The 10,465-nt window shown below is 69.7% G+C and carries 10 protein-coding genes; 4 read left to right on the top strand and 6 right to left on the bottom strand.

Annotated features, from left to right (window positions below):
* Positions 1 to 382: 382 nt before the first annotated feature.
* Both FV217_RS20655 and FV217_RS20660 read left to right on the top strand, forming a co-directional pair.
* Entirely contained in the window at positions 383 to 634 is a 252-nt protein-coding gene (locus tag FV217_RS20655; RefSeq protein ID WP_147820236.1) for a hypothetical protein, read from the top strand.
* Positions 635 to 791: 157 nt separating this feature from the next.
* On the top strand, positions 792 to 1,508 hold the full coding sequence (locus FV217_RS20660) for a sigma-70 family RNA polymerase sigma factor (protein ID WP_306424638.1): 717 nt from the start codon (positions 792 to 794) through the stop codon (positions 1,506 to 1,508).
* A gap of 12 nt (positions 1,509 to 1,520) precedes the next feature.
* Here the strand turns inward: FV217_RS20660 and FV217_RS20665 are convergent, their stop codons facing one another.
* Entirely contained in the window at positions 1,521 to 2,210 is a 690-nt protein-coding gene (locus FV217_RS20665; RefSeq protein WP_147820238.1) for a class I SAM-dependent methyltransferase, read from the bottom strand.
* A gap of 172 nt (positions 2,211 to 2,382) precedes the next feature.
* On the opposite strand from FV217_RS20665, the gene mutL reads away from it, so the two are divergent.
* On the top strand, positions 2,383 to 4,302 hold the full coding sequence (mutL, locus tag FV217_RS20670) for a DNA mismatch repair endonuclease MutL (protein ID WP_147820240.1): 1,920 nt from the start codon (positions 2,383 to 2,385) through the stop codon (positions 4,300 to 4,302).
* Between the two features lie 205 nt (positions 4,303 to 4,507).
* Complete coding sequence (locus FV217_RS20675) at positions 4,508 to 5,647, top strand: sterol desaturase family protein (RefSeq protein WP_147820242.1); 1,140 nt, start codon at positions 4,508 to 4,510, stop codon at positions 5,645 to 5,647.
* Here the strand turns inward: FV217_RS20675 and FV217_RS20680 are convergent.
* From FV217_RS20680 to FV217_RS20700, 5 genes are all read right to left on the bottom strand, one after another.
* Positions 5,577 to 6,944: an MFS transporter gene (locus tag FV217_RS20680; protein ID WP_238232084.1), complete on the bottom strand. Its 1,368-nt coding sequence runs from the start codon at positions 6,942 to 6,944 to the stop codon at positions 5,577 to 5,579. The genes FV217_RS20675 and FV217_RS20680 overlap by 71 nt on opposite strands.
* Entirely contained in the window at positions 6,941 to 7,669 is a 729-nt protein-coding gene (locus FV217_RS20685) for an NAD(P)-binding domain-containing protein (protein ID WP_147820243.1), read from the bottom strand. The genes FV217_RS20680 and FV217_RS20685 overlap by 4 nt, the downstream gene beginning before the upstream one ends.
* Positions 7,659 to 8,582, bottom strand: coding sequence for an aldo/keto reductase (locus FV217_RS20690; RefSeq protein WP_147820245.1), 924 nt, complete (start codon positions 8,580 to 8,582; stop codon positions 7,659 to 7,661). The genes FV217_RS20685 and FV217_RS20690 overlap by 11 nt, the downstream gene beginning before the upstream one ends.
* 268 nt (positions 8,583 to 8,850) lie before the next feature.
* Positions 8,851 to 9,771: an alpha/beta hydrolase gene (locus FV217_RS20695; RefSeq protein ID WP_147820247.1), complete on the bottom strand. Its 921-nt coding sequence runs from the start codon at positions 9,769 to 9,771 to the stop codon at positions 8,851 to 8,853.
* Positions 9,772 to 9,780: 9 nt separating this feature from the next.
* Positions 9,781 to 10,465: SDR family NAD(P)-dependent oxidoreductase (locus tag FV217_RS20700; protein WP_147820249.1), on the bottom strand; the 685-nt coding region annotated here is incomplete at its 5' end.

Genomic DNA, 10,465 nt, shown 5'->3' on the forward strand with positions numbered 1-10,465 from the left:
CCGCCGAGCAGGCCGGTCAGGGCCGTGCCGGCGAGGAGGAGCGTGAGCCGGCGCGCCGCGACGCGCCGAATCCTCGCTCCTGCGATGGGCCGCTCGCCTGTCACGGGTGGACGTCGCTCCGTCGGCCTGAAGGGCAGGGCGGTTCGAGGCAGGCGGCCCCTGCCGCAGGCCCATCGGGAGAACCGTGGTTAACGGAGCTAAACCGAACGTAGTTAATGGCCGGTCAACGTCGGATCCGGGGCGCCGTCGGCCCGGCCCTGCAGGCGCGCGAAAGCCGTTTGCTTCCAATTCGATCGTGCGCGCGATAGGTTGGCCGGAGCACGATCCTTGCTCTTGTTGAGCAGGATGCCCTCCCTCGCACCGGAGCCAGACCCTACCGCTCATGCCGCTGACCGTCACCTACGAGATCCTCGACGCGACCGACGGACGCTTCAGCGTCGTCGCCACGATGGCGCCGGACAGGATCTACCGGCGCGACGACGTGGCGACTCTGGCCGAGGCGGAGGAATGGATCGAGGGCCTGCACGCGCTGATGGCCGCCTGCGGAGCTCCGGTGGTGCGCGCCGCGGCCGAACCGTCGAAAACCGTGCCGGCCGATCTCGGCCGCACGCATCCGCGCTCCGTTTCGAGATAGGCCGCCGCGCTGCCGGAGCTGCCGGTCTCGGATTTGCCGAAACATCCCGGCAATCATGCCGAAACGCCCCAAACCGCCCTGCTCGCGTTCATCTTTCGCTCAGAATGTTACGGGCATTCACTTCAGGGTGGCATAAGAGCAAGGGCTTTTCGCGATCGTGACAGCAACCGCCATCCGCGCCCAGCAGATCTCACCCGAGGCCGAGCCCCAGGTGAGGGTTCCCGGCCCCGTGACGATCCGCGAGCACCTGCGCGTTCCCTTGCAGGATTACTTCGCGCTGCCGCGGGACGACGGCATGCCGGCCCGGCTCGCCGGGCTGCTCTCGGCCTTCGAGAACGCCCTGGCCTCGCGCGGCGAGTCGGTGACGGACGAGTTCCGCGACGGGCTGATGCGGGCGCTGCCGCCGCTACGCACCTTCGCGCTCTCGCTGACGGGCGACGCGACCCGGGCCGACGACCTCGTCCAGGAGACCATGCTCAAGGCCTGGATGAACCACCATCGCTTCGAGCCGGGCACGCGGCTGATCGCTTGGTTGTTCACCATCCAGCGCAACCTGTTCTATTCCGAGATCCGCAAGCGCAAGCGCGAGGTCGAGGATGCCGACGGCATCCATGCCGCCGGCCTGACGGCCCTCGCCGTCCAGGAGGACGCGATCGCGCTGAAAAGCCTCTACGGCAAGCTCGAGCGGCTGCCCGCGACGCAGCGCGACGCGCTTCTGCTCGTCGGCGCCGAGGGCTTCACCTACGAGGAGGCCGCCGCGATCCTGAACTGCCGGGTCGGCACCGTGAAGAGCCGTGTCAGCCGGGCCCGCACCCAGCTCGCCGACCTTCTCGGCGAGAGCCGCCACGACGAAGAGGCGATGGCCGCGTCGTGAGGGCGCCGGCCGTCAGGCCTTGCGCAGCAGGGCGATGGATTGGCCGAGCACCTCGCCCGACGGCCAGGGCGCCGACGTCCCGTCGATGAAGTCGACCGAGGCGTAGCCGAGCCGTTCCGCCCAGAGCGCGATCTGGTTGCGCTCGGTGAACTGGTTGAGATGCGGCACCATGCTGATGCGCTGCTGCTCGACGGTCTGCGAGAACACCTCCCAGTGCGGTCCGATGGCGAATTCGAGGAACGAGCACACCACCATCCCGCCGGGCTTGAGGCAGCGCAGCATCTCCTCGAGGTAGATGTAGGTCTCCGTATGCAGGAGATGCGTGAAGATGCTGAACGCCGCGAAATAGTCGACCGACGCGTTCTCCGGCGGCAGCGCCAGCGTCGTGTTGAGCGCGAACCGGTAATCGGCGGGGCAGCGCGTGCGGGCGTAGTCGATGAGCGGCTTGACCACGTCGAGACCGAGATAATCGATCCGGACCTCGCGGGCGAGGCTCACCGCGAGGCGACCGCTGCCGCAGCCGAAATCGACGAGCCGGTGCCCGTCCCGCAAGCCGGCATGGCGCATGATGGCGCACTCGGTCCGGCCGATCTCGTCGTAGCGTCCGCCGACGGCGATGCTCATCGCCTCGTCGAGGGGATGACGCTTCATGAGCTGGCGGACGTAGCGCTCGTAATCTTCGACGAAGTGGAATTTCGCCATTCCTGGCGTGCCTCTCGGGGTGTCGTTTCGCGCCCGGTGAGGGCCTGACGGGTCTCGCTGCTCCGTCCTCTCGCATGACGGCGGCGATGTGTCAGTATGACGGCCGCACGCGGACGCGTCCCGGCCATCTCCCTTGAGGCCGCCGGGGGAGGGGCTATGATCGGTACCGATCATGTCAGCCCCCCTCGATCTCCTGCCTCCCCGCGCCTCGGTGCGCCGCCTCGACTCCATCCTCGTCGACCGCATCGCGGCGGGCGAGGTGGTCGAGCGGCCGGCCTCGGTCGTGAAGGAGCTCGTCGAGAACGCCATCGATGCGGGGGCATCCGGCATCGAGGTCGCGATCGAGGCCGGCGGGCGCCGCCTGATCCGGGTGATCGACGACGGCCACGGCATGGGGTCGGAGGATCTCGACCTCGCTGTCGAGCGCCACGCCACCTCGAAGCTGCCCGACGGCGATCTCGGCCGGATCGTCTCCCTCGGATTTCGCGGCGAGGCGCTGCCTTCGATCGGCGCGGTGGCCCGGCTCGCCATCACCTCGCGCCGGGCCGAGGACGGCGCGGGCGCCCACCTCGTGGTCGATGCCGGGATCAAGGCGCCCCTGCGCCCGGCCTCGGGTCCGCGCGGCACCCGCATCGAGGTGACCGACCTGTTCTCGGCGACCCCTGCACGGCTCAAATTCCTGAAATCCGACCGGGCCGAGACCGCGGCGATCTCCGAGATCCTGCGGCGGCTGGCCGTGGCGCAGCCCGGGATCCGCTTCACCCTGCGCACCGAAAGCGGCAGCCCGGTCGTGTTTCCCGCCGAGAGCGAGCCGGGGCCGGCCGCCTTCCTGCGCCGGCTCGGCGCGGTGCTCGGGGCGGATTTCCCGCCGAACGCCGTGCCGCTGTCCATGGCCCGCGAAGGCTTTGCCCTCGACGGCCATATCGGCCTGCCGACCTTCCACCGGGGCGCGGCGAGCCACATCCATTTCAGCGTCAACGGCCGTCCGGTGCGCGACCGGCTGCTGCTCGGCGCGGTGCGCGGAGCCTATGCCGACACCCTGAGCTCCGACCGGCACCCGGTTCTGGCGCTGGCGCTGGTCTGCGCGCCGGACCTCGTCGACGTCAACGTGCACCCGGCCAAGACGGAGGTGCGCTTCCGCGATCCCGGGCTGGTGCGCGCCCTCGTCGTCAGCGCGATCCACGAGAGCCTGCGCCGGGTCGGCGCCCGCTCCGCCACCACCGGCGCGGCGCGCACGCTCGATGCCCTGCGGCCGGGCGGGGCAGGGGGCTTTTCGGTGCATTCCGGTGGTTCCGCCTTCCCACGGCCGGCCGGAGCCGGCCATCACCGCCTCGCAACGCCCTCCTTCGCCGCGCCACCCGGCTACCGCGCGCCGGATCGCGGCCCGGGCGGTTTTTCGGACGCCCCGCAGGCGCTGTTTTCCGCCGAGTTCGCCCCGCCCGGCGCCGATTTTCGCGAGAGCGCCGAGCTGCCGGAGCAGGTGGTCGACCACCCGCTCGGCGCCGCTCGCGCCCAGCTCCACGAGACCTACATCGTCGCGCAGACCGCGGACGGCATCGTCATCGTCGACCAGCATGCGGCGCATGAGCGCCTCGTCTACGAGCGGTTGAAGCGCGAACGCGCCGAGGGCGGCATCGGCCGTCAGGGGCTCCTCATCCCCGACGTCGTCGAGATGGCGCCGGCCGAGGCCGACCGGCTGATCGCGGCGGCCGAGGATCTGGAACGGCTCGGCCTGTCGCTGGAGGCGTTCGGACCGGGCGCGGTGCTGGTGCGGGCGGTTCCCGCCGCGCTCAGCGGCGGCTCGGTCAGGAACCTCGTCCTCGACGTCCTCGACGCGCTGGAATCGAGCGGCGTGGAGGAGGGCGGTCCCATCGGAGCGGGCGACCCGCTCAGCCGGCGGCTCGACGCCATCCTGTCGCGGATGAGCTGCCACGGCTCGATCCGGGCCGGGCGACGGCTCCGCGCGGAGGAGATGAACGCGCTGCTGCGCGAGATGGAGAGCACCGAGAATTCCGGCCAGTGCAACCACGGCCGCCCGACCTTCGTGACGCTGAAGCTCTCCGACATCGAACGCCTGTTCGGCCGCCGCTGAACCTTTTCGCCGGCAATTTCCTCGCCGATCTGCCGGCGCCACCGGGTCGAGCGCACCGACGACCCGGCTCGCGCTGCATGTCGGATAGCAGGGTGATCGCCCCGGTCTCGCCGCGCCGCCGAACCGCCCAACTCTGACGCGAAGACAGCACGACCGAAGTTTTCGGACCGAGGAGGCCCGACGATCCGGGCCGGGGGAGGGCGCGATGCTGAAGACCTATCTGGCGAATCTCGCGGCCGAACTCGAGCGCCCGCGCCTGGAGCGTCCCTTCGGCTCGGGCTGGCTCTCGGGCTCGGCGGCCCTGCTCTGCGCCGTCGTCGCCTTCCTGATGGTGGTGGCCCTGCGCAATCCGGACCTGCTCACCACACCGGAACTGGCGATGGTGCGCGAGAGCGCGTTCTTTCGCCCCGTCCTCTACCTCGTCCTGATCACCGCCTACGTCCTCTCGGCACTCAGCCTGGCTTTACGCCCCGACAAGACGCTGGGCTTCACGGCGATGGCCGCGACGCTCCTGACCTCGTTCGTCGGCAGCCTGCCGACCCATGCCTCGCTCAAGCTCGAAGGCGCCTTCCTCGGGCTCGATTTCTTCGTGCTCAACGTGCTGTTCATGGGCTTCCTGTTCGTGCCCCTCGAACGGCTGTTTCCGCGCAACCGCGCCCAGGTGCTGCTGCGCGAGGAATGGCGCGAGGATCTGTTCTACTACTTCGTCTCGTCGCTGCTGGTGCAGGTGCTGACCTTCCTGACGCTGGCGCCCTCGCGTTTGGTCAGCGGCCATACCGATCTCGGGACGATCCAGGCCTTCTTCGGCGGCCTGCCCTGGCTGGTGCAGCTCGCCCTGATCATGCTGTTCACGGACTTCGTGCAGTACTGGGTCCACCGGATGTTCCACCGCATCCCGGCGCTCTGGCGCTTCCATGCAGTGCATCACTCGGCGAAGTCCCTCGACTGGATCGCCGGGGCCCGGATGCACTTCGTCGAGATCGTGGTGCTGCGCGGGCTCACCGCCACGCCGATGTTCGTGCTGGGCTTTTCGGAATCGGCGATCCAGGCCTACATCCTGATCGTCTACGTCTACTCGTCCTTCATTCACGCCAACATCGCCGGCAGCTTCGGCCTGCTCGAAAAGCTCGTGGTGGTGCCGCGCTTCCACCACTGGCATCACGGCGAGGAGCGCGAGGCGATCGACGTCAACTTCGCGATCCATTTTCCGATGATCGACCGGCTGTTCGGCACCCACCACATGCCCGAGGGCCGCTGGCCCAAGGGCTACGGCATCAAGGGCCACCCGGTGCCGCGCGGCTACTGGCGGCAGTTCCTGTATCCGTTCCGGCGGGCGGCGCGCTGAGGGGATCGCCCTCGGCCTCGGCCTGCCGCCGCACCTGCGCCCGGCCGAGCCAGAGGCTGTTGAGCAACCAGGCGAGCGAGAGCGGCACCGCCACGATCGCCACCGCGCCGGACAGCCCGAGCGCGCCGAGTCCGGCGAAGGACCAGGCGCCGATCTGGTCGCCGGTACGGTAGACCACGGTGTCGATGAAGGCCTTGGCCTTGTAGCGGTCCTCCCGCGGCACGACCGTGAACAGTACCTCGCGCACCGGCCGGGCGATGGCGAAGTTGCCGGCCCGCCGCAGCACCTGGAAGCCCACGATCGCGAAAAGGCTCGGCGAGACCGCGAGCGCGGCAAAACCCAGAACACTCGCCGCCGGCAGCAGCGCCAGGGTCGGCCCGACGCCGATCGCCTTGGTGATGCGGCCGGTGAGGAAGAGCTGCACGCCCAGCGTCAGCAGGTTCACGGCGAGGTCGACGCTGGCGAAGAACGCCGTCTGCGCCGCGCGGTCGGGAAAGCTGCGCTTGGCGATGCCGGCCTGCTCGAAATACAGGAAGGTCGAGGTGATCGAGAACAGCAGCAGGAACAGCGCGATGTTGAGGAGGTAGGGCGACGCGAAGGTCCGCCGGATGCCGGCAAATGTGCTGCCGCCGATGGTTTCGACGGCGCGCGCGCTCGGGACCTCGTGAAGGCGCTCGGACAATCGCGCCAGCCCGCGCATGGCAAAGACGGCGACTTCCAAGAGCAGGGCGGCGGCGATCAGCAGCGCCCAGGTCGGGACGTGGCTCGCCAGCGTCGCCGTCACCGCCGAGCCGCTGATCGCGCCGAGCGTCGCACCGGCGGCGATGAAGCCGAACAGCCGCTTGCCCTGTTCGGTGGAGAACACGTCGACGATGGTGGCCCAGAAGATCGAGACCACGAACAGGTTGAAGATCGACAGCCAGACGAAGAAGACGCGTCCGACCCAGACCGCGCCGTCGGGTCCCGCGCAATAGATTGCCACGGCGAACAAAATAATATTGCCGGCAAAGAAGCGGTAGGTCAGGGGCACGAAGCGGGCGCGCGGCAGGCGCTTCACCAGCCAGGCGAAGGGCAGGTTGAGCGCCAGCATGCCGAGGAGCGTGGCCAGGAACAGCCAGGGCAGGTTCTCGAGGCCGCCGGCGATGCCCATCTGGTCGCGGATCGGGCGCAGCATGTAGTAGCTCGCCAGGATCGCGAAGATGTAGGCCCAGGACCAGACGAGGGCCGGGCCTTCGCCGGCCCTCAGGTCGACGAGGCGGGCCAGCAGGGGAGGGCGCGTCGCCGCGCCGTCGCTCAAGGCGCGACCCCGAGCTTTTCCTTCAGCTCAGGCGCGGTGAGTTCCAGTCCGAAGCCGGGCTGGCCCATCTGGAATTTTTTCGCGGCATCGAGTGCACCCACGACCACCGGGTCGAAGCCGGCGTCCGAGACGAGCGTGCGCGCCGTCTCGACCGCCTTCGGGTCGTCGCCGGCGATCGGGATCGCCATGCGCGGCGCGGGACGGCCCGTGTTCTTCTCGAAGACCTTGAAGTTCGCCGCGTTGAACGCGCGCGCGATGCGGGCTTCGGGCAGGTATTTTTGGGATGTGACGCCGATGCCGTTCTGGTCGACCTCGGCCCGCAATTCGCCGTCGCGCGCGGCCGTGGCGTTGCCGGCATCGATCACGATCTTGCCCTTGAGCGCGGCCGCGTGTTCCTTCCCGAATTCGGGATAGGCCTTGTAGGGCACCGCGAGGAACACGGCGTCGGCGTACGTCAACGCCTCGGCCGGCGTACCGAGATGCGCCTTCGGACCGAGCTTTTCGACGAGGGGCTTCAGTTCCTCGGGGTGGCGCGAGGCGAACAGCACGTCGTAGCCGGCCTTGACCCAGAACGTCCCGAACGTGCTGCCGATATTGCCGGCTCCGATGATCCCGATTTTCTTGGCGGGCGTCTCAGATTGGGCGAGGGCAGGCTGCGCGAGGCAACCCGTCAGCACAGCGAGGGCGAGAAACCACGAACGAACACGAAAGAACTCAAACCGCATCGATGAAGGCCTCCATTTTCTTGCGTTCGCCGGCGTCGGGCAGACCGCCCTTGGCGGCGCCGACGTTCTCTTCGACGTAGGCGGCCTTGGCCATGCCGGGGATCGGGCAGGTCACGGCTTCGTTCGCCAGCACGTATTTCAGGAAGAACTGCGCCCAGTTCGCGCAGCCGAAGGCGGCGGCCCAGTCGGGGATCGGCTTGCCCTTCACCGCGCCGAACAGCCGGTCGCGGCCGAAGGGCACGTTGACCATCACGGCCATGCCGCGATCCTTTGCCAGCGGCAGGATACGCTCGGTGGCGCGCCGGCTGTCGATGGCGTAGTTGACCTGCACGAAGTCCAGGGCCTCGCGCTTCATCACGGCTTCCAGGTCCGGGAACTGGCTGTCGAGCCAGACCGTGACGCCGACGTAGCGGATGCGGCCCTTTTGTTTGAGGTCGCGCAGGGTCGCGAGGTTGGTGTCGGTATCGACGAGGTTGTGGACCGCGATCAGGTCGATCGTGCTAGTTTTCATACGCTGGAAGGAGCGTTCGATCTGGGCGAGGCCGGCTTCCCTGCCGCGTTCCGAGACCTTGCTCGCCAGGAACACTTTTTCGCGAAGTCCCCCCTGGGGCAGGATCTGACCCAGCACGTCCTCGGCGGTGCCGTAGCTCGGCGCGGTGTCGATCACCCGCCCGCCGAGAGCCACGAAACGCTCAACCGCCTCGCGCAGGGGCGCGATCTTGTCCGGCGTCGGCTCGACCTCGTAGCGGCGCGAGGTGCCGATGCCGATCGCCGGAAGCCCCTCTCCGGACGAGGGAATTTTTCGCATCAGCAGATCCGTCTCCGTCTGGGCGGCATGCGCGGGAGACCGCACCAGGGGCAGCAGGCCGGCGCCGGCGGCGCCTGCGATGAGCGAGCGTCGGGACAGGGGCATGATGGTCTCCTTACCGCGTTCGGCGTCTCGACCGGAGGAGATAGGGCGGGCGCAGGGCGGGGAGGGCGGTCAAAGCGCGCAGGCCCGTTTCCCGGTCTTCGTCACTGTCGGCGCCTATACCGAATGGCGATGAGCCCGGCTCGATCGCCTTTCGCCCGCGCGACTGCGCGGCGGCGGGCGTCCGCCGGACGCGTCGATCGCGACCATCGGTCGGGATCGACGCATATCGATATGACGGCATCGCCGAAACGGTCCTCAGGCAGGTCACTCACGGGACGGGCTCGCGTGCCGCCTCCGCCGTCGCGCCTGCGAGTTCCCGGTGCAGGAAGGCGGCGGCGGCCTCGATGGAGCGGCGCGCCTCCGGCACGTAGTTGTCCGCGAGCTGCCAGGCATGCGGCACCACCGGCCAGAGGGCGAGCTCGACCCGCACGCCGGCTGCCCGCGCCGTCTCGGCCAGGGCCACGCAATCGTCGCGCATCAGCTCGCGCTCGGCGGCGTGCAGGAGCAGGGGCGGGAACCCGGCGAAGTCGGCCTCCACCGGCGAGATGCGCGGATCGAGCGGATCGGCATCGCCGAGATAGGCCGGCACGAGGTTCGCCAGGCAATCCGGCCGAAACATCGCGTCCCGCCGGATGTTCGTCCGGAACGAGGCGCCCCGGCTGAGGAAGTCGCAGGCCGGCGAGAACAAGGCGACGGCGGCCGGCGGCGTCAGGCCGCGGCGGCGCGCCTCGACGACCAGGGCGAGCGCCAGGTTGCCGCCCGCCGAGTCGCCGGCCACCACGGCCGGGCCGCCTTGCGAAAACGCCGTCCAGGCGGCGGCGACATCGTCGAGTGCGGCCGGGAACGGATGCTCCGGGGCCAGCCGATACTCCGGCGCGAACACGCAGAAATTCGCGCGGGCGAAGGCGGCCGTGATCGTGCGGTGGGTCAGCGGCGAGCCGCCGACGAAGCCGCCGCCGTGCAGGTAGAGCAGGCGCGGGCGCGCGGTCTCGGGGCGTTTTCGCGGTCGCACCCATTCGCCCGGGATGCCGCCGAGCTGGCCGGGGTCGAAGACGGCGCTGGGGGAAGGTTTGAGGCGGTTCTGATCGAAGACTTCGCGAATGCGGGCGATATCGGGGGCGTGCCCGAGCCGGCGCTTCACGCTGAAGCGCACCACGAGGTCGAAGAGATGGGCGCGCAGGCTCGCCATGTCCGTCGATCAGCCCTCGATCGCGCGCCGGAGCAGCGACCAGTACCGCACCGGCATCAGGCGCTGAATCAGGGCCACGCGGCGGGCATCCGCGCCGACGATGACGCGCGGGGCGCGGGCTTCGATGCCGGCGAGGATGATCCGGGCCGCCTCTTCCGGCTTCATCGTCAGCTTGCGTTCGAGCGCAGCGACCCCGGCGGCGATCAGCGTGGCGTCGCCGGCCCGGGGCGTGCGGGCGCTGCGGGCGATTCCCGTTGCGACGCCGCCGGGATGGACCAGCGTGACGCCCAGCGGCGTGCCCGCATATTCGTGGCGAAGCGCTTCGGTGAAGCCGCGCACCGCGAACTTGCTGGCGCTGTAGGCCGCCTGGCCCGCCGGGGCGACGATGCCGTAGATGCTCGACAGGTTGACGATCTGGGCCGGCCCCGCCGCATTCAGCATCGGCAGGAAGGCGTGGGTCATGCGCATCACCGCGTGCAGGTTGATGTCCATCAGCCAGGCGACGTCGGCGAGGTCGACCTCCGCGAAGCGTCCGCCGAGGGCCACGCCGGCATTGTTGACGAGCACGTGCAGCGCGCCGTGGCGGCCGTTCACGGCCTCGGGCAGGGCGAGGATGGCCTGAGGGTCGGCGAGATCGACCACGTGCTCGCTGACCGCCACGCCCTTCGCCGCGGCCGCCCGCGCCGTCGCGGCG

This window comes from Methylobacterium sp. WL9, from assembly GCF_008040035.1.
In the GTDB taxonomy this organism is placed as follows: Bacteria; Pseudomonadota; Alphaproteobacteria; order Rhizobiales; family Beijerinckiaceae; genus Methylobacterium; species Methylobacterium thuringiense.